Below are 23,913 nucleotides of genomic sequence, written 5' to 3' on the forward strand. Positions count from 1 at the left end.
AGAATGCCTTGCCAGTTCACCTTAGATGACGTCGCCGTTTCGTGAATTCAAGCGTCGGCCACTTCATTTTTCGGCCAATGATCGGCGTGGGCCAGAGAAACCAAGGCTTCGCGAACTTGTGTCGGCGTATTACAAGGCGCTTGGAACGGTAACCAGTACAGACTTTGACCGATGCGCAGGTGCATGCCTTCACAATCGATGCCGACCATTTGCGCCGGCACGTTTTTCGGCAGCCCGGCCAGATCGACGTAATGGGCGATGGCCTTGGCGTGATCGGCGTTCATGTGCTCGACCATGCTCACTTCGGCCTTGCCGGCGAACGGGTTGGCCAGGGTCAGGTCGTTGACCCAATGAATCGCGCCAAAACCGCCGATGTAACGGTGGCGTACAGGCTCAAGCACCCAGAAATCGAAATCGTGGGCCTTGTGATAACCCTTCGACTCCGGGAAGTAGCGGTAGTAACGCTCGGAGGCAGCGTCGATGGCGGCTTCGTCTTCGAGCTGTTGCGCCTCAGCCAGGTAAGTCAGTCGACCAACGGCCTGGACATCTTCGGCACCACGTTCGCCGACAAACAGCGAGCATTTCGGATCTTTTTGCAGATTATGAGTGTGCTGGGCGATGCGGCTGATCAGGATCAGCGGCCGGCCCTGCTCGTCCAGGCAGTACGGAACCACGGAACCGAACGGAAAACCGGGCATTGATTTGGAGTGCGTCGAGAGCACCCCACGGTATTCCTTGAGAAGCAATTCTCGTGCATGCTTAGCCGCTTCAACGCTCAATTTATGACTCCTTAAATAGAATCCGTCAGAAAAACGGACGAGCTGCTGGCGAAAGTCCCAGCACGCCATCGGGGGCAGTTCTCATGTGCAGCCAGGCCAGGTCAGGCGCAGATCGAGAGGCTCTCTAAAGGAAACCACTCAGACCTGCTACCGGGGCATGCGAATGCAACTCACTGACAAAGTAATCATTATCACTGGCGGTTGCCAGGGTTTAGGCCGCTCCATGGCCGAGTATTTCGCAGGCCTGGGCGCGAAACTCGCGCTGGTGGACCTGAACCAGGAAAAACTCGACGACGCCGTCGCGGCCTGCAAGGCCCAAGGTGTCGAGGCCCGCGCCTACCTGTGCAACGTGGCCAACGAAGAGCAAGTGACCCGCATGGTTGCCCAGGTCGCTGAAGACTTTGGCGCGATCCATGGCTTGATCAACAACGCCGGGATCCTGCGCGACGGCCTGTTGCTCAAGGTCAAGGATGGCGAAATGACCAAGATGAGCCTGGCCCAGTGGCAGGCCGTCATCGACGTCAACCTGACCGGCGTGTTCCTGTGCACCCGTGAAGTCGCGGCGAAAATGGTCGAGCTGAACAACACTGGCGCGATCATCAATATCTCGTCGATTTCCCGCGCCGGCAACGTCGGTCAGACCAACTACTCCGCCGCCAAGGCCGGTGTTGCTGCGGCGACCGTGACCTGGGCCAAGGAGCTGGCACGCTACGGCATTCGCGTCGCCGGCATTGCACCGGGCTTCATCGAAACCGAAATGACCCTGGGCATGAAGCCTGAAGCGCTGGAGAAGATGACTGCGGGGATCCCGCTCAAGCGCATGGGCAAGCCTGAGGAAATCGCCCATTCGGCGGCTTACATCTTCGAGAACGACTATTACACCGGTCGGATTCTGGAGATGGATGGCGGGTTGCGGATCTAAGCCCAACCCCAAACAACTGTGGGAGCGGGCTTGCTCGCGAAGGCGATAGATCAGTCAACTTGTTGGTTGAATGACACACCGCTTTCGCGAGCAAGCCCGCTCCCACATTTGGTCAGCGTTTATTTGGCGAACATTAGTCGTCGCTGACGCTGATGTTCGGCATCGCCGGCGTCAACGCTTCCTGCAACACGATCCGCGCGCCGACATGGCGGGCCAGTTCCTGGTAAACCATCGCAATCTGGCTATCAGGCTCGGCGATCACTGTTGGCTTGCCGCCATCGGCCTGCTCGCGGATGACCATCGACAGCGGCAGCGAAGCCAGCAGTTCAACGCCATACTGGTTGGCCAGTTTCACACCACCGCCTTCGCCAAACAGATGCTCGGCATGCCCGCAGTTGGAGCAGATGTGCACGGCCATGTTCTCCACCACGCCCAGCACCGGGATGTTGACCTTGCGGAACATTTCCACGCCCTTGCGTGCGTCCAGCAATGCCAGGTCCTGTGGGGTGGTCACGATCACCGCACCGGCCACCGGCACTTTCTGCGCCAGGGTCAACTGGATGTCACCGGTGCCTGGCGGCATGTCGATGACCAGGTAATCGAGGTCACCCCACGCGGTCTGGGTGACCAGTTGCAACAGGGCGCCCGAAACCATCGGCCCGCGCCAGACCATCGGCGTGTTGTCGTCGGTGAGGAAAGCCATGGACATCACTTCGACGCCATGGGACTTGAGCGGAACGAACCACTTCTGATCCTTGACCTCGGGGCGGGTACGCTCGGGTATGCCGAACATGATGCCCTGGCTCGGGCCGTAGATGTCCGCATCGAGAATCCCGACCTTGGCGCCTTCCCGGGCCAGAGCCAGGGCCAGGTTGGCCGCCGTGGTGGATTTGCCCACGCCGCCCTTGCCGGACGCCACGGCCACCACGTTTTTCACGTTCGCCAAGCCCGGAATCTGCACCTGAGCCTTGTGCGCGGCGATCACGCTGGTGATTTCGACCTTGGCACTTGCCACGCCATCCAGCCCCTGAATGGCCATTTCCAGCATCTGCGCCCAGCCACTCTTGAACAGACCGGCGGCGTAACCCAGTTCAAGCTGAACGCTGACGCGGTCGCCCTGGATCTCGATGTTGCGCACGCACCCGGCGCTGACCGGGTCCAGGTTCAGGTAAGGGTCGGTGTATTGGCGAAGGACGGCTTCCACCGCTGCGCGATTGACGGCGCTCATGGGCAACTCCGAAAACAGGACTGGAAAAGATAGTGGGTATCGTACCTGTTCTGCGCCCGAGGCGGCATGCCTGTAGACCATTTGTTGCGAAGGCATTCATGTGGCGAGGGGGCTTGCCCCCGTTGGGTGGCGAAGCCGCCCCAATCCCGGCAGCCCGGTTCCGACAATTGGATCGCATCAGCCTTATTACGACTGCTGCGCAGTCGAACGGGGGCGAGCCCCCTCGCCACAGTTTTCACCAGCTATGCATCCGGAAACAGGCTCACAGGGTGAAAAATATGCGCCGGCGCTTTATAGTGGCCGACCTCCGTTTCATCAAGTAGCCGAGCCCCATGTCCGAGCCACGCAAGATCCTCGTCACCAGCGCCCTGCCCTATGCCAATGGTTCGATTCACCTCGGCCATATGCTGGAATACATCCAGACCGATATGTGGGTGCGCTTCCAGAAGCACCGCGGCAATCAATGCATCTATGTCTGCGCCGACGACGCCCACGGTTCGGCGATCATGCTGCGCGCGGAAAAGGAAGGCATCACCCCGGAACAACTGATCGCCAACGTCCAGGCTGAACACAGCGCCGACTTTGCCGACTTCCTGGTGGACTTCGACAATTTCCACTCCACTCACGCCGAAGAAAACCGTGAGCTGTCGAGCCAGATCTACCTGAAGCTGCGTGACGCCGGGCACATCGCCACGCGTTCGATCACCCAGTACTTCGACCCGGAAAAGAAAATGTTCCTGGCCGACCGCTTCATCAAGGGCACCTGCCCGAAATGCGGCACCGAAGACCAGTACGGCGACAACTGCGAAAAATGCGGTGCGACCTACGCACCGACCGACCTGAAGGATCCGAAGTCGGCGATCTCCGGCGCCACACCGGTGCTCAAGGATTCCCAGCACTTCTTCTTCAAGCTGCCAGACTTCCAGCAAATGCTGCAAACCTGGACCCGCAGCGGCACCCTGCAGGATGCCGTCGCCAACAAGATCGCCGAATGGCTGGATGCCGGCCTGCAACAGTGGGACATCTCCCGCGATGCACCGTATTTCGGTTTTGAAATCCCCGACGAGCCGGGCAAGTACTTCTACGTGTGGCTGGATGCACCGATCGGTTACATGGCCAGCTTCAAGAACCTGTGCAACCGCACGCCGGAGCTGGACTTCGACGCGTTCTGGGGCAAGGACTCCACCGCCGAGCTGTACCACTTCATCGGCAAGGACATCGTCAACTTCCACGCCCTGTTCTGGCCAGCCATGCTCGAGGGCGCGGGCTACCGCAAGCCGACCGGCATCAACGTGCACGGCTACCTGACTGTCAACGGTCAGAAAATGTCCAAGTCCCGCGGCACCTTCATCAAGGCCCGGACCTACCTGGACCACCTGTCGCCGGAATACCTGCGCTATTACTACGCGGCCAAGCTGGGCCGTGGCGTTGATGACCTCGATCTGAACCTCGAAGACTTCGTGCAGAAGGTCAATTCCGACCTGGTGGGCAAGGTCGTCAACATCGCCAGCCGTTGTGCCGGTTTCATCAACAAGGGCAATGCCGGCGTAATGGTCGACACCAACGCCGCGCCTGAACTGACCGAAGCCTTCCTGGCCGCCGCGCCAGGTATCGCCGACGCCTATGAAGCCCGCGACTTTGCCCGTGCCATGCGCGAGATCATGGGCCTGGCCGACCGCGCCAACGCCTGGATCGCCGACAAGGCGCCGTGGTCGTTGAACAAACAGGAAGGCAAACAGGATGAAGTCCAGGCCATCTGCGCCACAGGCGTCAACCTGTTCCGCCAACTGGTGATCTTCCTCAAGCCGGTGCTGCCGCTGCTGGCCGCCGACGCCGAGGCGTTCCTCAACGTCGCGCCGCTGACCTGGAACGATCACGCGACCTTGCTCGGCAATCACCAGCTGAACGAGTTCAAGCCGCTGATGACCCGCATCGACCCGGTAAAAGTGCAAGCCATGACCGACGCTTCGAAAGAAGACCTGACCGCCAGCCAGACCGACACCGGCGAAGCCGCACCTGCCGGCAATGGCGAACTGGCCAAGGATCCACTGTCGCCGGAAATCGAGTTCGACACCTTTGCCGCTGTCGACCTGCGTGTCGCGCTGATCGTCAAGGCTGAACACGTGGAAGGTGCCGACAAGCTGTTGCGCCTGACCCTGGATATCGGTGACGAGCAACGCAACGTGTTCTCCGGGATCAAGAGCGCTTACCCGGACCCGTCCAAGCTCGATGGGCGCCTGACCATGATGATCGCCAACCTCAAGCCACGGAAAATGAAGTTCGGTATCTCCGAAGGCATGGTGATGGCGGCAGGCCCTGGCGGAGAAGAAATCTACCTGCTCAGCCCTGACAGCGGCGCCAAGCCTGGCCAGCGCATCAAGTAAGGTCTGCGGCAAATCGATCCCACAGTCGTGCCTGGCGCGGCTGTGGGATTTTCATGTCTGGCCCACCCTCCCGCCTTGCCGGATAATGCCTAAGCTTTTTAGACCATCTCCTGTAGGAGCGAGCTCGCTCGCGATGGTCGTTAACGATTATGCGTGTCCACAGGTTGAACGCAGCGCCCTTGAGTCGATCGTCGGAACACCGCCCGGACCAAGCTCGCTCCTACAAAAACTACCGTTCTTGTCGGCACGAACAATGACCGAAATCCTGCTTACGCTTATCAGCGCTGCCCTGATCAACAACCTCGTGTTGCAATGGCCATTGGCCGTCGATCCACTGTTGGCCGGTCAGCGTCGTCAGGTACATGCCCTCGGCATTGCGACGACATGCCTGATGCTGGTCGTGGGCATGCTCGGCTACGCGCTCTATCAATGGATGCTGGTGCCACTACAATTGACGCCGCTGCGTCTGTTTGTGTTTCTGCCATTGAGCGTGCTGCTGATCAGCCCGTTGCTGAAGTTGCTGGCGCGGTTGTTTTCGACACTACCATTCGAAGGCCTCTGGCCGTTGCTGTTGGGCAATGCTGGCGTACTCGGCGTGGCCCTGCTCAATGCTCAGGAAGACAAGGGCTTTTTTCACGCCACTGCCTTGAGCCTCGGTGCAGGGTTGGGCTTCTGGCTGGTGTTGAGCCTGTTCACTGATTTGCGTGAACGCACGGCCGCCAACGATGTTCCCCTGCCCTTTCGCGGCTTGCCGATCGACCTGATTGGTGCCGGCCTGATCGCAGTGGCTTTTCTCGGATTCAGCGGACTGATCAAAACATGAGTCTGATTCAATGCATCGACGCACTCTTGCCGCAAACCCAATGCGGCAAGTGCGGGCACCCCGGGTGCAAGCCGTATGCCGAAGGCATCGCCAGCGGTGAGCCGATCAACAAGTGCCCGCCCGGAGGCAACGAAACCATCGCGGCCCTGGCTGAACTGCTGAAGGTGCCGGTGCTGGAGTTGGACATCACTCGCGGCTCGGCACCTGCGCAGATCGCCTATATCCGCGAGGCCGAGTGCATTGGTTGCACCAAGTGCATTCAGGCCTGCCCGATCGATGCCATCGTCGGCGCGGCCAAGCTGATGCACACGGTGATCATTGATGAGTGCACCGGTTGCGACCTCTGCGTGGCACCGTGCCCGGTGGACTGCATCGAAATGCGCCCATTGCAGCCGAACACTGTACTGCCTGTTGTCGGGGGCCTGGCCCTCACACCGCAGGCGCGGCAGGCCCGCAACCTCAAGCGCGATCACGCACGGCGCCGCTTCGAACAACGCAATGCCCGCCTGCAGCGTGAGGAGCAACAGAAAATCGCCGAGCGCCAGGCAAGGCAGCGAGCCGCACAACCTGCCGAGACGACAGCCGACCCGGTGCAGGCGGCCCTCGAGCGCGTCCGCGCACAGAAAACCGCCAATGCCGATGCCGCGCTGAAAAAGGCCAAGATCGAGGTGGCGATGAGTCGGGCGCAGTTGCACAAATCGCTGAAGGCCTTCGGGCATCCGCCGACCTTCGAACAGCAATCGCAGTTGATCGCACTGCAACAACAGTTCGAAGCCGCCGAACAAAACCTGGCGCAACTGGAAAACGCCGCTCCACCTTCCCCTGCGCCGACGGTCGCAGCTGCGTCGTCAAATGATGCCGATCTGAAACGGGCCAAGATCCAGTTGGCCATGCGTCGCGCCGAACTCAAGAAGGCTCAGGCCAACGAAGCACCAGCGGAACAAATCGAAGCCCTGGAACGCGCACTCGGTGAAGCCGAACGCCTGGTGGACGCCCATGCCAGCCCTTGACGTGGTGGATGATCGCCTGCAACAGGCGATGAAACTGGTGCTGTTGGCCACGCTGCCGGGAATCCTGGCAGCGTTCTGGCTGTACGGCTGGGGTGTGTTGATCAATCTGCTTCTGGCGGCCACTGCCGCGTTGGCCGTCGAGGCCGCCGTCGTGCAATGGCGCAAGCAGCCGCCGGGGGCAACGTTGAGTGACGGTAGCGCGCTGGTCAGTGCCACATTGCTGGCTCTGGCGCTGCCGCCTTACTGCCCATGGTGGCTGACCCTCAGTGCTGCCTCTTTTGCGATGGTGTTCGGCAAGCACTTGTATGGTGGCGTCGGTTCGAATCCCTTCAACCCGGCGATGCTCGGTTTGGCGCTGGTGCTGGTGACCTTTCCCCAACCAATGACCCATTGGCCATTGCCCCATGGCATGGATCTGCTGAGCGGCCTGCAGCACGTGTTTGGCATCGGCCATGTGCCGGATGCGTGGGTGCAGGCCACGGCACTGGACAGTCTGCGGATCAACAAAAGCCTGACCATGGATGAACTGTTTGCCGGCAACCCGGCATTCGGCCACTTTGGCGGTCGGGGGGTGGAATGGGTGAACCTGGCCTTTGTGGCGGGTGGAGCGTTTCTCCTGCAACGAAGGGTGATCAGCTGGCATGCACCGGTCGGCATGCTGGCCAGCCTGTTCATCATCAGCCTGTTGTGCTGGAACGGCTCGGGCTCCGACTCCCATGGCTCGCCGTTGTTTCATCTGCTGACCGGCGCGACCATGCTGGGGGCGTTCTTCATCATCACCGAACCGGTGTCCGGCGCCAGAAGCCCTGGCGCGAAACTGTTGTTCGGCGCTGGTGTTGGGCTTCTGACTTATCTGATTCGTACCTGGGGTGGCTACCCGGACGGCATCGCCTTCGCTGTGCTGTTGATGAACCTGTGCGTGCCGGCGCTGGAGCGGTTCGTGGCGGCCAGGCAACAACCGGAGGCGCCATGAACCGGACATCAAGCATTGCGCTTGTGGTGCTTTTGGCCGCACTGGGCCTTGGCGTGACGTACTTCGTACAACTCGGCAGCGCGCCACGCATTGCAGCCGAACAGCGCCTGATCGACAGCCGTAACCTGCTGGACCTGATCGCGCCGGACAGCTACGACAATCAACCACTCGAACACCCCATAACGATTGAAGCAGCCGCACTGACCAACAGCACCTTGCTGGGTGGTTATCTGGCGACCCGGGCCGATCAACCCGTCGCGGTCTTGCTGCGCAGTCAAACCCTTGGCTACGCCGGTGCCATCGACCTGTTGATCGCAGTCGACGCCAATGGCAGGTTGCTGGGCGTCAAAACCCTCAAACAGTCGGAAACACCAGGACTGGGGGCTCGGATCGCCGACTGGCCCAATACCTGGCTCCAGGTTTTTTCCGGCAAGTCTCGAACAGAACCCGGTGACAGCGGCTGGGCGCTGAAAAAGGATCAGGGACAGTTCGATCAGATCGCAGGCGCAACCATCACCTCAAGAGCGGTGATCAATGCCGTCCACGATGCCTTGCGCTACTTCGATGAACACCGGCAACAACTGCTCGGAATCCCTGCCCATGGATAACTCATCGACTCTGCGCAACGCCTTGATGCTGACGCCACTGATCGGCGTCACCCACTCGCTGATGGCTGCAGTTGGCCTGTGCCTGATGTTCATGGTGGTGACTCAGTTGTTCGGTCTGGCCATGGGTGCCCTGCGATCTCGACTGGTCCCGGCGACCCGTATGCTGGCCAGCATCCTGTTGGCAGCCACCCTCACCAGTTGCGCGGAACTCATGGCACAAGCCTGGTCGCTGCAATGGCAGCAGCATCTGGGGATTTATGGAGCCTTGATCGCCTTGCAATGCGTCGTACTGGAACACACCGGGGTCTTTCAGAGCGATTGGCATCAACGTCTGCGACTCAATAGCCTGTTTGCCACGCTGATGATCGCGCTGGGCCTGCTGCGCGAACTCATCGGCAACGGAACACTTGGAAACCATCTATCGTGGCTGTTCGGTGCAACGCAAACTGACTGGCATGGCTGGGTGCTGGTGGCTGACGGCGGACTGCGCCTGACCACACTGGTCCCTGGCGGGTTCATCCTGCTCGGACTCCTGATCGCCGCCTGGCAGGCCTGGCGCCCGACGCCCACACATTGATTGCCTTCGAGGAAACGCACTGCCCATGAATGCCGCAAAACGTCTGGAAATTTTCCGCCGACTGCACGAGGACAACCCGGAACCAAAGACCGAACTGGCCTATTCCTCCCCCTTCGAATTACTGATTGCCGTGATTCTCTCGGCGCAGTCCACCGATGTCGGCGTCAACAAGGCCACAGCCAGGCTTTTCCCGGTCGCCAATACCCCGGCAGCGATGCATGCCCTGGGTGTCGAAGGGCTGTCGGAGTACATCAAGACCATCGGGCTGTACAACAGCAAAGCGAAAAACGTGATCGAAACCTGCCGTTTGCTGGTCGAGCGTCACGCCGGCGAGGTCCCACAAACCCGCGAAGAGCTGGAAGCACTGCCCGGCGTCGGCCGCAAGACCGCCAATGTGGTACTCAATACGGCATTCCGTCAGCTGACCATGGCCGTCGACACGCATATTTTCAGGGTCAGCAACCGGACTGGCATTGCTCCCGGCAAGAATGTGGTGGAAGTCGAGAAAAAACTGATGAAATTCGTGCCCAGGGAGTACCTGCTCGACTCCCATCACTGGCTGATCCTTCATGGTCGCTATGTTTGCCTGGCCCGCAAGCCCCGATGCGGAAGCTGCCGGATCGAGGACTTGTGCGAATACAAGCACAAAACCTCCGACGATTGAGGCGCTATTGGGTTTATTGATTTGTCGATTGAAAAAATCTTTTTTACCCGCCGGGAGAATGTCGATATAAGGGGCGCCAAAGGCCTTCTTAGCCTGGAGCAACTAAATGAGTACTGGCAAAGAGCAATTAGACGTAGAAGACGATTTCACCACCGCCGAAACCGATGATGCTGAACCGGTGGTTGAAGTAGCGAAAACTAATCTGAGCAAACGCCGCACCATCGACAACCTGCTGGAGGAGCGCCGACTGCAAAAGCAATTGGCCGATTACGATTTTGATTTATGACACCTGAAAGCCTCCCGAAACGGAGGCTTTTTTTTGCTAAGTGCCGTACCCCGATAGGCGCCCCATGTCGCGCAGTTATGCCATCACACCAGACCATTGCGTTGTGCCAGTTCGATCAGATCGACCAGAGACCGCGCATTCAACTTGAGCAACAGGCGGGTCTTGTAAGTACTGACTGTTTTATTGCTGAGAAACATCCCATCGGCAATCTCTTTATTGGTCTTTCCTCGGGCCAACTGCTGCAGGACCATCATTTCCCGCCCCGACAATCGATCGACCATATCGGCCTCACTGGCATTCCCCAAACTGCAACGTACGGTATGCAAGGCTTGATTAGGAAAGTAACTGTAGCCTGACAAAACGGCCTTTATTGCACTGAGCAACTCCGTGAGGTCTTGTTGTTTGCAGACATAACCGGCTGCACCGGATTGCATGCAACGCATCGAAAAATGTCCCGGCGCCTGGGAAGTCAAAATCAGCACTTTCATCGGCATTGAAGTCGAAGACAAACGCGCGATGACTTCCAACCCGTCCAGCTTCGGAATCCCGATATCCAGAATGACAATGTCCGGCATAAGTTCACGGGCTAGTTGCAGTGCGTCCACACCATTATCGGTTTCTGCAATAACTTCGTAGCCATGACGCTCCATTAGCATACGTACCGCAAGACGAATGACGGGGTGATCATCCACGATCAGCACTTTATTCATGGGCAAGTCCAATTTTCGCTGTTCGAATTTTTAGAGCCCGCACAATAGCCTAGTCGTTTCACCCATGGCATGTCGCCCCTCCCGGACACCCACACCAAGAGACATCCCCTACAAACAACACGGATTCCTCCTACAAAAATCCCTCGAACAGAATGAATTTAAAACTGTATCAGCGTCAGTGTGTCGCACTTTCCAGCAGCCACCTGTGTCGATTTACGACCAAAATTTTTCGAGAGCCAGCTTGATCCGGTCGCGCCCTGAGAACTACTAGCCTCTACCTTTCCGCTAAAACGTAACTGATATTTACACACTCAATACTCATACCAGAAATATCACACACCTCGCATCCAATTACTCTTACAGCAAATAATATTTTTTGAGCAATCATTAAAATACGCCAAAAATTCAAGAAACCGACGAGCGATACAACAAACAAATAAAAACCTGTCAAAAACCAGCAGATAATCAAAAGCACTACAATAACCACCACACCAAGCCAACTTCATAAACCACTCGAGAACAGACAACCCGACATGAGTACAGAATATGATAAAAAAACGAATCACCAACCCAATGACAATTATCGCGATATTCGCAGCGCTCTCTGAAACTTCGGCAGCCGTCTCTCTACCCTTCCTTGATCAGGAGGAAAGAGAACTCTACGTCTGGTTCCTGATCAGTTTTCCGTTCTATTTACTTTTGCTTTTTTTCGCGACACTCAACTTCAACTATAAATCACTTTATGCACCCTCCGATTTTGAGAAGGGAAAGCACTTCATGAAGGTTATGGATGATGTTGGGCGCTCGGAAAAAAAAGCGTCCGCAAAACCGTCTGAAAACCCCACCCTGGAAACGTCAGCGAATGACTGGCGGTCAGCCCGAACGCCCTGTGGCGCGCAGGACCCGCCAACCGGGATTGGTCTGCAAACCGTTGTCTCTGTTCAGCATCACCTTCAGTTACCGGAGCCGGTAAAAGACCTGTACATCGTTGATGTACGCTGGATGAGCGAAGAGGTCGAGTTTGGAGCGCTGCTGGAAAAAATCCAGAGGCCACGGGAAAAGACGGCGTACGTGATTCTGTTTGTCACTTGTGCCGTTTCGGAGAAACTACTGAAGGCCAGTGCGCTTGGACATACAAAGCAGGCCAGCAAGCGCGGTGCCGCCTTTTATGTGGCCTACAATCCGGACTCGCACAGGTTGTCGGTCATTGATCACTCCGGGCAACCGGCGAACAGCAACCTGTAGTACAGGTCAGGCCATCGAGAAGGGGAAAAACAGGAAATCATCAGCGGAAACGAAAACACCCGACAACGCAGTAACTGGCATCACACCCCGTTTTCAGGTACCTGACCTCGTCGAGGACGAGGTCAGGTACCCATCACGATGTCAAAGGTCTCAGAACAGCTTCCGGCCTTTGTTCGCCGCAATGCGCATGCGCAGGGCGTTGAGCTTGATGAAGCCCGCGGCATCCGCCTGGTTGTACGCGCCGCCATCTTCTTCGAAGGTAGCGATGTTGGCGTCGAACAGCGAGTCGTCGGACTTGCGGCCAGTGACGATCACATTGCCCTTGTACAGTTTCAGGCGCACAACGCCGTTCACGTTGACCTGGGACGCATCGATCATCTGTTGCAGCATCAGACGCTCAGGGCTCCACCAGTAGCCGGTATAGATCAGGCTGGCGTACTTGGGCATCAGCTCGTCCTTGAGGTGAGCCACTTCGCGGTCCAGGGTGATCGATTCGATCGCACGGTGGGCACGCAGCATGATGGTGCCGCCAGGGGTTTCGTAGCAGCCACGGGACTTCATGCCCACGTAGCGGTTCTCGACGATGTCGAGACGGCCGATACCGTGCTCACCACCGATACGGTTCAGGGTCGCCAGCACGGTGGCAGGAGTCATTTCGACGCCGTCCAGCGCGACGATGTCGCCGTTGCGGTAGGTCAGTTCCAGGTACTGCGGCTTGTCTGGAGCGTTTTCCGGGGAAACGGTCCAGCGCCACATGTCTTCTTCGTGCTCGGTCCAGGTGTCTTCCAGCACGCCGCCTTCATAGGAGATGTGCAGCAGGTTGGCATCCATGGAGTACGGGGACTTCTTCTTGCCGTGGCGCTCGATCGGAATCGCGTGCTTCGCGGCGTAATCCATCAGCTTTTCACGGGACAGCAGGTCCCACTCGCGCCAAGGAGCGATCACTTTCACACCTGGCTTCAAGGCGTACGCACCGAGTTCGAAACGAACCTGGTCGTTACCCTTGCCGGTGGCGCCATGGGAAATGGCGTCTGCACCGGTTTCGTTGGCAATTTCGATCAGGCGCTTGGCGATCAGCGGACGAGCGATGGAAGTACCCAGCAGGTACTCGCCTTCGTAAACGGTGTTGGCGCGGAACATCGGGAAAACGAAATCGCGCACGAACTCTTCGCGCAAGTCGTCGATGTAGATCTCTTTGACGCCCATGGCCTGAGCCTTGGCGCGTGCAGGTTCGACCTCTTCGCCCTGACCCAGGTCAGCGGTGAAGGTCACTACTTCACAGTTATAAGTATCCTGCAGCCACTTGAGGATCACCGAAGTGTCCAGGCCGCCGGAATACGCCAGAACGACCTTGTTTACGTCCGCCATGCCATCACTCCACGGGGTTCTACGGAAAGCCGGGAAGTCTACCGCTCATGCAGAATAATTTACAGTGGCGCGACAGCTTATGACGACGAAGCGACAGATTATGTCGAGGGCGCGACGATTACAGCCGGGTCAGGAAGTGGCCGAAGTGGCCGCTTTCGTCGCTTGCGGGGCAACTTGTTCCGCGGGTGCTCCGCGCTCCAGGCGCACCGCTACTCGACGGTTCTTCGCGCGGTTGGTGTTGTTGGTGTTAGGCGCCACCGGATAACGCTCGCCATGGAAACGCAGGGTGATTTGCGATTCCTGGATGCCGTTGGCCTTGAAGAACTCCATCACTGCCAGGGCTCGGCGCCGCGACAGGTCGCGGTTGGTCAGGCGGTTGCCGCTGTTGTCGGAGTGACCGTCGAGCTCGATGTGATTGACCGTCGGATCGGCCTTCATGTACTCCAGCATTACCTGCAGTTTGGCTTTTGCGGCGCTGTCGAGTTCGATTCCGCCGCCGGGAAAGCCGATTTCCGATTGCTTCACCTGTTCGAAATTCTGTGGCAACAGTTTCGCCACGCAACCCTGGTAGTCGGCAAACGCCTTGGTGAACCTGACCGGCAACAAGCGTACTTCCGACACCCGCCCATCCCCCGAGGAATGTCGAACGACCGGGCTGCGACCGTCCATCAGGCCACTGATCAGACGCCCGGCCTGAACCTGTGAGCTATTGAACAATACGTTGCCACTGCCGATTCTCACCGTGCCCAGGTTGATATCGTCACGGCCCGGTTGCCACGGCGCGGCAGCGGCCAGCAAGGTGGCCGAACCGCCGCCGATCATCGGGTTGTAGGCTTTCAGACGGAAAATCGCCTGCTCGCCGGCACGACGCACGAACTCGCCCGAACCGAAATCGGTAACCGGCTGAGTCAGGCGGCATTCGAACTTGTCGCCTTCGACCGTCCACTCAATGTTCTCCAGACGTGTCTGGAAAGTGAGCGCCATCGCCGGAAGGCTGGCAAACACACTGAGCAAGGCTAAATAACGCTGGCGCACGGGAGGCTCCACTGGCTTCTACAACAAAAAGACCGACACACACATGTTTACGGCATACCTGTTGGATATCGGAAGCTTCCTGCAAAACTTGATAGCGAGTGCCTGCAAGAGTCTTTTCCGGTAGCATTCCCTTGAGTTTGACCCGCCTGGAATCCCCTCATGTCCGACCGCCTGACCCTGCTGCGTCCCGACGACTGGCATATTCATCTTCGCGATGGTGCCGTGCTGACCAATACCGTCGCGGATGTCGCGCGCACCTTTGGCCGCGCCATCATCATGCCCAACCTGGTTCCACCGGTACGCAATGCGGCCGAAGCCGACGGCTATCGGCAGCGGATTCTCGCTGCCCGCCCGGCCGGCAGCCTGTTCGAACCACTGATGGTCCTGTACCTGACCGACCGCACCCAGCCTGAAGAAATTCGCGAGGCCAAGGCCAGCGGATTCATTCACGCCGCCAAGCTGTACCCGGCCGGCGCGACCACCAACTCGGATTCTGGCGTCACCAGCATCGACAAGATCTTCCCTGCACTAGAGGCCATGGCCGAAGTCGGGATGCCGTTGTTGGTCCACGGTGAAGTCACCCGGGGCGATGTCGACGTGTTCGACCGAGAAAAAATCTTCATCGACGAGCACATGCGTCGTGTGGTCGAGCGTTTCCCGACCCTCAAAGTGGTCTTCGAACACATCACCACCGCGGACGCCGTGCAGTTCGTCAACTCGGCTTCGGCCAACGTGGGCGCGACCATTACCGCGCATCACCTGTTGTACAACCGCAACCACATGCTGGTGGGCGGGATTCGGCCGCACTTCTATTGCCTGCCGATCCTCAAGCGCAATACCCACCAGGAAGCCCTGCTCGACGCGGCCACCAGCGGCAGCGACAAGTTCTTCCTCGGCACCGACTCGGCTCCCCACGCCCAGCATGCCAAGGAAGCGGCCTGCGGCTGCGCCGGTTGCTACACCGCCTATGCGGCGATCGAGATGTACGCCGAAGCCTTCGAACAGCGCAATGCGCTGGACAAGCTCGAGGCCTTCGCCAGCCTCAACGGCCCTCGGTTCTATGGTCTGCCGGCCAACACCGATCGCATCACCCTGGTCCGCGAAGAGTGGACCGCCCCGACCAGCCTGCCATTTGGCGAGCTGACCGTTATCCCGCTGCGCGCCGGTGAAAAACTGCGCTGGCGCCTGCTGGAGGAACACGCGTGAGTGAAGACCATTTCGACGACGAACTGGAAGGCAATGGCGGCGGAGGCGGCCCTCGTCATCCAATGGCGGCAAGGTTTCGTGGTTACCTGCCGGTTGTCGTCGACGTAGAGACCGGTGGCTTCAACTCGGCCACCGATGCCCTGCTGGAGATCGCCGCGACCACCATCGCCATGGATGAAAAGGGTTTTGTTTACCCGGATCACACCTACTTTTTCCGTGTCGAGCCGTTCGAAGGCGCGAACATCGAAGCGGCAGCCCTGGAATTCACCGGGATCAAGCTCGATCACCCGCTGCGCATGGCGGTGAGTGAAGAGTCTGCCCTGAACGATATCTTCCGCGGCGTGCGCAAGGCCCTCAAGGCCAACGGTTGCAAACGGGCGATCCTGGTCGGGCATAACAGCAGTTTCGACCTGGGCTTCCTGAATGCGGCGGTTGCGCGGCTGGACATGAAGCGCAATCCGTTCCATCCGTTCTCCAGCTTCGATACCGCAACGCTTGCCGGTCTCGCTTACGGCCAGACCGTGTTGGCCAAGGCGTGCCAGGCAGCGGACATCGACTTCGACGGTCGCGAGGCTCACTCTGCTCGCTACGACACCGAGAAGACGGCAGAGCTGTTCTGCGGCATCGTCAATCGCTGGAAGCAGATGGGTGGTTGGGAAGACTTCGGCGACTGAGTGCACTCACGAATCAATGTGGGAGCGAGCTTGCTCGCGATGGTCGTGAACGATAACGCGGGAAGCCTGACACCCAGCGGCGCTCTCAAGTCCATCGCGAGCAGGCTCGCTCCTACAGACGACTGAGTGAATTCCGTCCATAAAAAAACCGGCCTCGAAGGCCGGTTTTTTTATACCTGGAACGCCTTACAGAGCGGCAGCGTGCTCGGTCAGGTAAGCAGCAACGCCTTCTGGCGAAGCGTTCATGCCTTTGTCGCCTTTTTTCCAGTTGGCAGGGCAGACTTCGCCGTGCTCTTCGTGGAATTGCAGAGCGTCGACCAGACGGATCAGCTCTTCCATGTTACGGCCCAGCGGCAGGTCGTTGACGATCTGCGAGCGGACAACGCCTTTGTCGTCGATCAGGAACGCGCCACGGAAAGCCACGCCATCAGCGGACTGAACGTCGTAGGCCTTCATGATGTCCTGCTTGATGTCGGCAGCCATGGTGTAGCGAACCTGGCCGATACCGCCATTGTTCACTGGAGTGTTGCGCCATGCGTTGTGGGTGAAGTGCGAGTCGATCGAAACAGCGATCACTTCAACGTTGCGAGCCTTGAAGTCAGACATGCGGTTGTCCAGAGCGATCAGCTCGGACGGGCAAACGAAGGTGAAGTCCAGTGGATAGAAGAACACCAGGCCGTATTTGCCTTTGATCGCCGAGGACAGGGTGAAGCTGTCAACGATCTCGCCATTGCCGAGTACGGCCGGTACGGTGAAGTCAGGGGCTTGTTTGCCTACGAGTACGCTCATTGGATATCTCCTGGTGTAATAGCGTGAGAAACAGGGTTCGCATCAGCCTGCCACCCTGAGGCGACAGCCCTGTGACACGATCCCCGGTCGCAAAAGACCGGCCATCATACACCGCGTGTTTGAGCTGGCTTAGCTGTTTTTTCCCCGTACGATGAAATCCCCACCGGTTTTGGATCACCGATTTGCCAGGCAGACCGTTCGTCAGCCATACCCGTTTATGACGAAAAGTGCTCTGAAACCACTTTGACAATCATTCTCGTTAACATTAAGATCCATCGCAATTGAGTCACAATCAGCGACGGTCCTTCCCTATGTATGTTTGCCTCTGCACTGGCGTCACCGACGGTCAAATCCGCGATGCGATCTATGAAGGATGCTGCAGCTACAAGGAAGTCCGTGTAGCCACCGGCGTTGCGAGCCAGTGCGGCAAATGTGCCTGCCTCGCCAAGGAAGTGGTCCGCGAGACCCTGACCAAACTGCAAACGGCCCAGGCTGCAATTCCTTATCCAGCAGAATTTACCGCGGCTTAAACATCGAATTTCAAAGAACCGGACATATGTCCGGTTTTTTTATGCCTCAAAATCAACTAGTTATGCTCTAGACGCGGAACACAAACATTCTTATTCCGATTAATTTTCATTTAAGTTTCAATAACTTAGGTTTGACACTATTAAGTACGAGGCTCAAACTCTGCTCTATTGACAGCTAATACAGGGCAGGACCCCATCATGAAAGGCGACGTTACAGTCATCCAGCATCTCAACAAGATCCTCGCCAATGAGCTGGTCGCGATCAATCAATACTTCCTGCATGCGCGCATGTATGAAGATTGGGGCCTGAACAAGCTCGGCAAGCACGAGTACCACGAATCCATCGACGAGATGAAGCACGCGGACAAGCTGATCAAGCGCATCCTGTTCCTTGAAGGCCTGCCGAATGTCCAGGACCTGGGCAAGCTGCACATCGGCGAGCACACCAAGGAAATGCTTGAGTGTGACCTGCGTATCGAGAAAACCGGCCATGCCGATCTCAAAGTGGCTATCGCGCATTGCGAAAAAGTTGGCGACTTCGGTAGCCGTGAACTGCTTGAAGACATCCTCGAGTCCGAAGAAGAACATATCGACTGGCTGGAAACCCAACTGGGCCTGATCGATAAAGTGGGCCTTGAGAACTATCTGCAATCGCAGATGGGCGAAGACGAGTAAGTTCTACGCCATTAATCTCGATGCAATAAAAAGCCCCGCCCTCTTTCGAGTGGCGGGGCTTTTTATTGCCTGCTCTTGTAGGAGCGAGCTTGCTCCGGGCGGCGTTCCGACGATGGACGTTAACGATAACGCTGGGAGCCTGACACCCAGCGGCGTTCTTTAGTCCATCGCGAGCGAGCTCGCTCCTACAGGAAGCGAATCAGGCTTCGGACTTTGGAGCAGCAGCCTTGGCGGCGGCGTCCTTGATCAGGCTCTGCAGCGAACCGTCAGCAGCCATTTCAGTCATGATGTCGCTACCGCCGACCAGTTCACCGGCAACCCACAGCTGTGGGAAGGTTGGCCAGTTGGCGTATTTTGGCAGGTTGGCGCGGATTTCCGGGTTCTGCAGGATGTCCACGTACGCAAACTTTTCGCCACACGCCATCACGGCCTGCGCGGCTTTCGCGGAGAAGCCGCACTGCGGGGCATTCGGCGAGCCTTTCATGTAAAGCAGAATGGTGTTGTTGGCAATCTGCTCTTTAATCGTTTCGATGATATCCATGGAGCACCTCGGCTGAACTTTCCGACTCATGGGTCGGCACGGTGGCGCATTGTAACGGAAAGCCGAGCGCCCTGCTCGGTCTCTCCGTCTGACTGATTCAAGCCGCCACCACGATCACCGGCACACCATTGAGCGCGGCATTTCCCGACAGTTCGTCAATCTGGCGTTCGTCGGTCAGGTCGTTGGCGCTGGAGCCCGGTTGACTGCTGGCAATCGACATTTGCACGCCCGGCCGCGCGTGCCCCCAGCCGTGAGGCAGGCTGACCACGCCTTTCATCATGTCCAGACTGCCAAGCACTTCGACTTCGATCACACCCACCCGCGAACTGACCCGAACGCGCTGTCCGTCGCTGAGCCCGCGACTGGCCAGATCGTCCGGATGCATCAGCAACTGGTGACGTGGCTTGCCCTTTACCAACCGATAATAGTTATGCATCCATGAATTGTTGCTGCGTACATGCCGGCGGCCGATCATCAACAACTCGTCGGCGGCCGGCGCCTTCAAGGCTGCAAAGCGCGCCAGGTCAGCGAGAGTCGCCGCAGGCGCGGCCTGGATGCGTTGATTGGCAGTCTTCAGGCGTGGCGCCAGGTTAGGCTTGAGCGCGCCCAGATCGACGCCATGGGGATGATCGAACAAAGTCGCCAGCGACAGCTTGTGCTCTGAATTGTCGCCGTACATTCCCATGCGCAAGCCGAGATCAATCATTTGCGCTGGGGCAATGGTGGGCTTCAGTTCTTTGCCGGTCCTGACGGCAAATGCCTTGGCCAGGCCGACGAAAATCTCCCAGTCGTGCAATGCACCCTGGGGTTTGGCGAGGATGGCTCGGTTGAAACGGCTGACGTTGCGCACCGCGAACAGGTTGAACGTGGTGTCGTAATGGTCGTTTTCCAGCGCCGATGTGGACGGCAGGATCAGGTCGGCGTAACGCGTGGTTTCATTGATGTACAGGTCGATACTGACCATGAACTCCAGCCCGTCCAGCGCCTGTTCGAGTTGTCGGCCATTGGGTGTGGACAACACCGGATTGCCCGCCACGGTGATCAGCGCGCGGACTTGCCCTTCCCCTTCAGTGAGCATCTCTTCGGCCAGCGCCGAGACAGGTAGTTCCCCGGCGTACTCCGGGCGCCCGGAAACCCGGCTCTGCCACAGATTGAAATGCCCGCCCGAGGTCGACGCCACCAGATCCACTGCTGGCTCGGTACACAAGGCACCACCCACGCGATCGAGATTGCCGGTGACCAGATTGATCAACTGCACCACCCAATGGCACAGAGTACCGAAGGCCTGGGTCGAGACGCCCATGCGGCCATAGCAGACTGCACTCGGTGCCGCGGCGAAGTCCCGCGCCAACTGGCGGATCTGTTCGGCCGGTACGGCGCACAACGGACTCATGGCCTCGGCAGTGAACGGTGCGACGGCCTCCCGTACGTCCTCCAGGCCGTCCACCGGCAGATGACTGTCGCGGGTCAGACCTTCAGCGAACAAGGTATTGAGCAGGCCGAACAACAGCGCTGCATCACCGCCCGGGCGTACGAACAGATGCTGGTCGGCAATCGCCGCCGTTTCACTACGGCGCGGATCGACCACCACCACCTTGCCACCCCGGGCCTGTATCGCCTTCAAGCGTTTCTCCACATCCGGCACGGTCATGATGCTGCCGTTCGAAGCCAGTGGATTGCCGCCCAGGATCAGCATGAAATCGGTGTGGTCGATGTCCGGGATCGGCAGCAGCAGACCGTGGCCGTACATCAAATGACTGGTCAGGTGATGGGGCAATTGATCGACCGACGTCGCGGAAAACCGGTTGCGGGTTTTCAACAGGCCGAGGAAGTAATTGCTGTGGGTCATCAACCCGTAATTGTGCACGCTCGGGTTGCCCTGATAGACCGCCACGGCGTTTTGCCCGTGACGTTCCTGAATGGCGGCGAGGCGTTCGGCGACCAGATTGAATGCCGCTTCCCACTCGATGGGCTGCCATTCATTGCCCACCCGCTGCATCGGCTGATGCAGGCGATCCGGATCGTTCTGAATGTCTTGCAACGCCACGGCCTTGGGGCAGATGTGCCCACGACTGAACGTATCCTGGGGGTCGCCCTTGATCGAAGTGATCTGGACGTTACCGCCTTCGCCCCTGGTGGTTTCGATGGTCAGGCCACAGATGGCTTCGCACAAATGGCACGCACGGTGATGGAGAGTCTTGGTCATGGCCAGTCTCTGTCTTGTTATGGGCGGGCAACGTAGGCCGCGGAAACAAAACTATGGCGCCAGAGCCGACGACACGCCAGCGACGTTCGTCTTGTGAATCGAGGGTTATCAGGCCAGCCGATGGCCGTCCGAGTTCAGTTCGAAGGCAGCCTGGGCGGCACCTGCAACTGAATTTCCTGAAGGGTTTCAATCGGTCCGTGGGGGCCATGCGCGCCGGTCTGCTCGCCGATCGGGCGCCAGTGCCCATCAAGCCCGGCGCTGATGAATGACAAGTCAAAAACCGACTGTCAGCGCACCATTGCCGCCGCGCCTGATTGCCAAGCCCCGAGGGGCCGGTGTACAAATGAACCGCCGCTATCAGGAAACAGGCTTCAAAAGCGCTACCTCGGTAAACCCGTAGCACCTCTGAAACTCCCTAAAAACTGTAGCCCTATTGGTAAGACGCGACATTTAATTATAAGATCGCGCCTTCCCCTATTTCGTCGCCCCGTGCGGCTTACGCCGCAGGTCTCGCCCGTTGTTCCGTTAAACAAGGCTTTGAGCATCTGCGGTTTGTAGCAAAAGGTAGTCAATGATGAGCGCAAGGCACTTTCTCTCCCTGATGGATTGCACGCCCGAAGAGCTGGTCAGCGTGATCCGTCGAGGCGTTGAGCTCAAGGACCTGCGTAACCGCGGCGTACTGTTCGAGCCTCTGAAAAACCGCGTCCTGGGAATGATTTTCGAGAAATCCTCGACCCGTACCCGGATCTCCTTCGAGGCCGGCATGATCCAGCTCGGCGGGCAGGCGATCTTCCTGTCGCCACGTGACACCCAACTGGGTCGTGGCGAGCCGATCGGCGACTGCGCCATCGTCATGTCGAGCATGCTCGATGCAGTGATGATCCGTACCTTTGCCCACAGCAACCTGACCGAATTCGCCGCCAACTCCCGCGTACCGGTGATCAACGGCCTGTCCGATGACCTGCACCCGTGCCAGTTGCTGGCCGACATGCAGACCTTCCTCGAACATCGCGGCTCCATCCAGGGCAAGACCGTGGCCTGGATTGGCGACGGCAACAACATGTGCAACAGCTATATAGAAGCGGCGATCCAGTTCGACTTCCAGTTGCGCGTAGCCTGCCCGGAAGGCTATGAACCCAACCCGGTGTTCCTGGCCAAGGCCGGCGATCGGGTCACCATCGTTCGCGATCCGAAGGAAGCCGTGCGTGGTGCACATCTGGTGAGCACCGACGTCTGGACCTCCATGGGCCAGGAAGAGGAAACCGCCAAGCGTCTGCAACTGTTCGCTCCGTATCAGGTCAACCGCGCCCTGCTCGACCTGGCCGCTGAAGACGTGCTGTTCATGCACTGCCTGCCAGCGCACCGCGGCGAGGAAATCAGCATCGACCTGCTCGATGACAAGCGCTCGGTGGCCTGGGATCAAGCCGAAAACCGTCTGCACGCGCAAAAAGCCCTGCTCGAGTTCCTCGTCGAACCGGCGTATCACCACGCATGAGCCAGCCATTACTGCTCAACCTGCGCAACCTCGCCTGCGGCTATCAAGACCAGCGCGTGGTGCAGAACCTCAACCTGCACCTGAACGCAGGCGACATCGGTTGCCTGCTGGGCTCGTCGGGCTGCGGCAAGACCACCACCCTGCGGGCGATCGCCGGTTTCGAACCGGTGCACGAAGGCGAAATCCAGCTGGCTGGCGAGACCATCTCCAGCGCCGGCTTCACCCTTGCGCCGGAGAAACGTCGCATCGGCATGGTGTTCCAGGACTACGCGCTGTTTCCGCATTTGAGCGTGGCCGACAACATCGCCTTCGGCATTCGCAAGCATCCGCAAAAGGATCGCGTGACCGAAGAGCTGCTGGAACTGGTCAACCTGAAGAATCTCGGCAAGCGTTTCCCCCACGAGCTTTCAGGAGGTCAGCAGCAACGTGTCGCACTGGCCCGTGCCCTGGCGCCGGAACCGCAACTGCTGTTGCTCGACGAACCCTTCTCCAACCTTGATGGCGAATTGCGCCGCAAGCTCAGCCATGAAGTACGCGACATCCTCAAGGCCCGTGGCACCAGCGCGATTCTGGTGACTCACGACCAGGAAGAAGCCTTCGCGGTCAGCGACCACGTTGGTGTGTTCAAGGAAGGTCGCCTGGAACAGTGGGATACGCCCTACAACCTGTATCACGAACCTCTGACACCTTTTGTCGCGAGTTTCATCGGCCAGGGCTATTTCATTCGCGGTCAGTTGAGCAGCCCCGAATCGGTGCAAACCGAACTGGGTGAGTTGCGCGGCAATCGGGCCTACACCTGGCCGGTAGGCGGCGCCGTGGACGTATTGCTGCGCCCGGACGATATCGTCTATGCCCCGGACAGCGCACTGAGGGCGCGAATTGCCGGCAAGACATTCCTGGGTGCATCGACCCTGTATCGCTTGCAACTGCCGACAGGCGCACAGCTGGAGTCGATTTTCCCGAGCCATGTCGATCGTCAGGTTGGGGCGGATGTGGGTATTCGTGTCGCGGCTGAACACCTGGTGCTGTTCCAGGCGTCAGGCAGCACGGCAGCGCAGATTCCGACTGTTGAATCAGGTGTCCGACGCTACAGCACGGCCAACTGATAAACATGGACTAAATGTGGGAGCGGGCTTGCTCGCGAAGGCGGAGTGTCAGTCGATGATGATGTTAACTGACTGTCCG

24 protein-coding genes are annotated in these 23,913 nt (G+C 58.6%); 16 read left to right on the forward strand and 8 right to left on the reverse strand.

The window, feature by feature from the left end; translation table 11 throughout:
- Nucleotides 1-47 precede the first annotated feature (47 nt).
- The gene (locus tag KGB29_RS03500) at nucleotides 48-779 is read right to left on the reverse strand and encodes a HugZ family protein (RefSeq protein WP_150813351.1); all 732 of its coding nucleotides are present in this window, start codon (nucleotides 777-779) and stop codon (nucleotides 48-50) included.
- 163 nt (nucleotides 780-942) lie between these two features.
- Here KGB29_RS03500 and KGB29_RS03505 point away from each other — a divergent pair, with 163 nt between their 5' ends.
- Nucleotides 943-1,701, forward strand: a complete 759-nt coding sequence (locus KGB29_RS03505) for an SDR family oxidoreductase (RefSeq protein ID WP_150813352.1) — start codon at nucleotides 943-945, stop codon at nucleotides 1,699-1,701.
- 133 nt (nucleotides 1,702-1,834) lie between these two features.
- On the opposite strand, the gene apbC is transcribed toward KGB29_RS03505, so the two are convergent.
- Nucleotides 1,835-2,929: an iron-sulfur cluster carrier protein ApbC gene (apbC, locus tag KGB29_RS03510; protein WP_150813353.1), complete on the reverse strand. Its 1,095-nt coding sequence runs from the start codon at nucleotides 2,927-2,929 to the stop codon at nucleotides 1,835-1,837.
- A 332-nt stretch (nucleotides 2,930-3,261) separates the two neighbouring features.
- Here apbC and metG point away from each other — a divergent pair, with 332 nt between their 5' ends.
- The 8 genes from metG (at nucleotide 3,262) to KGB29_RS03550 (ending at nucleotide 10,254) form a co-directional block, all read left to right on the forward strand.
- Nucleotides 3,262-5,313, forward strand: coding sequence for a methionine--tRNA ligase (gene metG, locus KGB29_RS03515; protein WP_056726133.1), 2,052 nt, complete (start codon nucleotides 3,262-3,264; stop codon nucleotides 5,311-5,313).
- A gap of 253 nt (nucleotides 5,314-5,566) precedes the next feature.
- A complete protein-coding gene (locus KGB29_RS03520) occupies nucleotides 5,567-6,136 on the forward strand; it encodes an electron transport complex protein RnfA (RefSeq protein ID WP_150814666.1) in 570 nt (189 codons plus the stop codon).
- On the forward strand, nucleotides 6,133-7,146 hold the full coding sequence (gene rsxB / locus KGB29_RS03525; RefSeq protein WP_150814667.1) for an electron transport complex subunit RsxB: 1,014 nt from the start codon (nucleotides 6,133-6,135) through the stop codon (nucleotides 7,144-7,146). Before KGB29_RS03520 ends, rsxB begins: the two co-directional genes overlap by 4 nt.
- Nucleotides 7,133-8,119: an RnfABCDGE type electron transport complex subunit D gene (locus KGB29_RS03530; protein ID WP_150814668.1), complete on the forward strand. Its 987-nt coding sequence runs from the start codon at nucleotides 7,133-7,135 to the stop codon at nucleotides 8,117-8,119. Before rsxB ends, KGB29_RS03530 begins: the two co-directional genes overlap by 14 nt.
- Nucleotides 8,116-8,727 (forward strand): RnfABCDGE type electron transport complex subunit G, encoded by a 612-nt coding sequence (locus KGB29_RS03535; protein WP_150814669.1) that lies wholly within the window; start codon nucleotides 8,116-8,118, stop codon nucleotides 8,725-8,727. Before KGB29_RS03530 ends, KGB29_RS03535 begins: the two co-directional genes overlap by 4 nt.
- Complete coding sequence (locus KGB29_RS03540) at nucleotides 8,720-9,304, forward strand: Rnf-Nqr domain containing protein (protein WP_150814670.1); 585 nt, start codon at nucleotides 8,720-8,722, stop codon at nucleotides 9,302-9,304. Before KGB29_RS03535 ends, KGB29_RS03540 begins: the two co-directional genes overlap by 8 nt.
- A gap of 25 nt (nucleotides 9,305-9,329) precedes the next feature.
- Nucleotides 9,330-9,968: an endonuclease III gene (gene nth / locus KGB29_RS03545; protein WP_102671233.1), complete on the forward strand. Its 639-nt coding sequence runs from the start codon at nucleotides 9,330-9,332 to the stop codon at nucleotides 9,966-9,968.
- Nucleotides 9,969-10,074: 106 nt separating this feature from the next.
- Nucleotides 10,075-10,254, forward strand: a complete 180-nt coding sequence (locus KGB29_RS03550; protein ID WP_007972325.1) for a PA3496 family putative envelope integrity protein — start codon at nucleotides 10,075-10,077, stop codon at nucleotides 10,252-10,254.
- An 83-nt stretch (nucleotides 10,255-10,337) separates the two neighbouring features.
- Here KGB29_RS03550 and KGB29_RS03555 read toward each other — a convergent pair whose 3' ends face one another.
- Entirely contained in the window at nucleotides 10,338-10,964 is a 627-nt protein-coding gene (locus tag KGB29_RS03555; protein WP_008053528.1) for a response regulator transcription factor, read from the reverse strand.
- 546 nt (nucleotides 10,965-11,510) lie between these two features.
- Between KGB29_RS03555 and KGB29_RS03560 the strand changes: the two genes are divergently transcribed.
- A complete protein-coding gene (locus KGB29_RS03560) occupies nucleotides 11,511-12,209 on the forward strand; it encodes a hypothetical protein (protein WP_150814672.1) in 699 nt (232 codons plus the stop codon).
- A gap of 150 nt (nucleotides 12,210-12,359) precedes the next feature.
- On the opposite strand, the gene KGB29_RS03565 is transcribed toward KGB29_RS03560, so the two are convergent.
- Nucleotides 12,360-13,577 (reverse strand): argininosuccinate synthase, encoded by a 1,218-nt coding sequence (locus KGB29_RS03565; RefSeq protein WP_007972320.1) that lies wholly within the window; start codon nucleotides 13,575-13,577, stop codon nucleotides 12,360-12,362.
- Between the two features lie 129 nt (nucleotides 13,578-13,706).
- Nucleotides 13,707-14,612 carry a flagellar protein MotY gene (locus KGB29_RS03570; RefSeq protein ID WP_150814673.1) on the reverse strand — a complete coding sequence of 302 codons (906 nt, stop codon included), beginning with the start codon at nucleotides 14,610-14,612 and terminating at the stop codon, nucleotides 13,707-13,709.
- 159 nt (nucleotides 14,613-14,771) lie between these two features.
- On the opposite strand from KGB29_RS03570, the gene pyrC reads away from it, so the two are divergent.
- Both pyrC and rnt read left to right on the forward strand, forming a co-directional pair.
- Nucleotides 14,772-15,818: a dihydroorotase gene (pyrC, locus tag KGB29_RS03575; protein WP_090457540.1), complete on the forward strand. Its 1,047-nt coding sequence runs from the start codon at nucleotides 14,772-14,774 to the stop codon at nucleotides 15,816-15,818.
- Nucleotides 15,815-16,492, forward strand: a complete 678-nt coding sequence (rnt, locus tag KGB29_RS03580) for a ribonuclease T (RefSeq protein WP_057713434.1) — start codon at nucleotides 15,815-15,817, stop codon at nucleotides 16,490-16,492. The genes pyrC and rnt overlap by 4 nt, the downstream gene beginning before the upstream one ends.
- Before the next feature lie 186 nt (nucleotides 16,493-16,678).
- On the opposite strand, the gene KGB29_RS03585 is transcribed toward rnt, so the two are convergent.
- Complete coding sequence (locus tag KGB29_RS03585) at nucleotides 16,679-17,281, reverse strand: peroxiredoxin (protein ID WP_057713433.1); 603 nt, start codon at nucleotides 17,279-17,281, stop codon at nucleotides 16,679-16,681.
- A gap of 311 nt (nucleotides 17,282-17,592) precedes the next feature.
- Here KGB29_RS03585 and KGB29_RS03590 point away from each other — a divergent pair, with 311 nt between their 5' ends.
- Together KGB29_RS03590 and bfr are read left to right on the forward strand one after the other, a co-directional pair.
- On the forward strand, nucleotides 17,593-17,811 hold the full coding sequence (locus KGB29_RS03590) for a bacterioferritin-associated ferredoxin (RefSeq protein ID WP_007985869.1): 219 nt from the start codon (nucleotides 17,593-17,595) through the stop codon (nucleotides 17,809-17,811).
- Between the two features lie 198 nt (nucleotides 17,812-18,009).
- Nucleotides 18,010-18,486 carry a bacterioferritin gene (gene bfr, locus KGB29_RS03595; protein WP_057713432.1) on the forward strand — a complete coding sequence of 159 codons (477 nt, stop codon included), beginning with the start codon at nucleotides 18,010-18,012 and terminating at the stop codon, nucleotides 18,484-18,486.
- A gap of 199 nt (nucleotides 18,487-18,685) precedes the next feature.
- Here the strand turns inward: bfr and grxD are convergent, their stop codons facing one another.
- Both grxD and KGB29_RS03605 read right to left on the reverse strand, forming a co-directional pair.
- Complete coding sequence (grxD, locus tag KGB29_RS03600) at nucleotides 18,686-19,027, reverse strand: Grx4 family monothiol glutaredoxin (RefSeq protein ID WP_150814674.1); 342 nt, start codon at nucleotides 19,025-19,027, stop codon at nucleotides 18,686-18,688.
- Nucleotides 19,028-19,124: 97 nt separating this feature from the next.
- Entirely contained in the window at nucleotides 19,125-21,233 is a 2,109-nt protein-coding gene (locus KGB29_RS03605) for a molybdopterin oxidoreductase family protein (RefSeq protein WP_150814675.1), read from the reverse strand.
- Nucleotides 21,234-21,807: 574 nt separating this feature from the next.
- Here KGB29_RS03605 and argF point away from each other — a divergent pair.
- Together argF and KGB29_RS03615 are read left to right on the forward strand one after the other, a co-directional pair.
- Complete coding sequence (gene argF, locus KGB29_RS03610; protein WP_057713430.1) at nucleotides 21,808-22,728, forward strand: ornithine carbamoyltransferase; 921 nt, start codon at nucleotides 21,808-21,810, stop codon at nucleotides 22,726-22,728.
- Entirely contained in the window at nucleotides 22,725-23,834 is a 1,110-nt protein-coding gene (locus KGB29_RS03615; RefSeq protein ID WP_150814676.1) for an ABC transporter ATP-binding protein, read from the forward strand. Before argF ends, KGB29_RS03615 begins: the two co-directional genes overlap by 4 nt.
- The last annotated feature ends 79 nt before the right edge of the window (nucleotides 23,835-23,913 follow it).

It is taken from the genome of Pseudomonas sp. BF-B-30 (assembly GCF_019956305.1).
Taxonomy (GTDB): domain Bacteria; phylum Pseudomonadota; class Gammaproteobacteria; order Pseudomonadales; family Pseudomonadaceae; genus Aquipseudomonas; species Aquipseudomonas jessenii.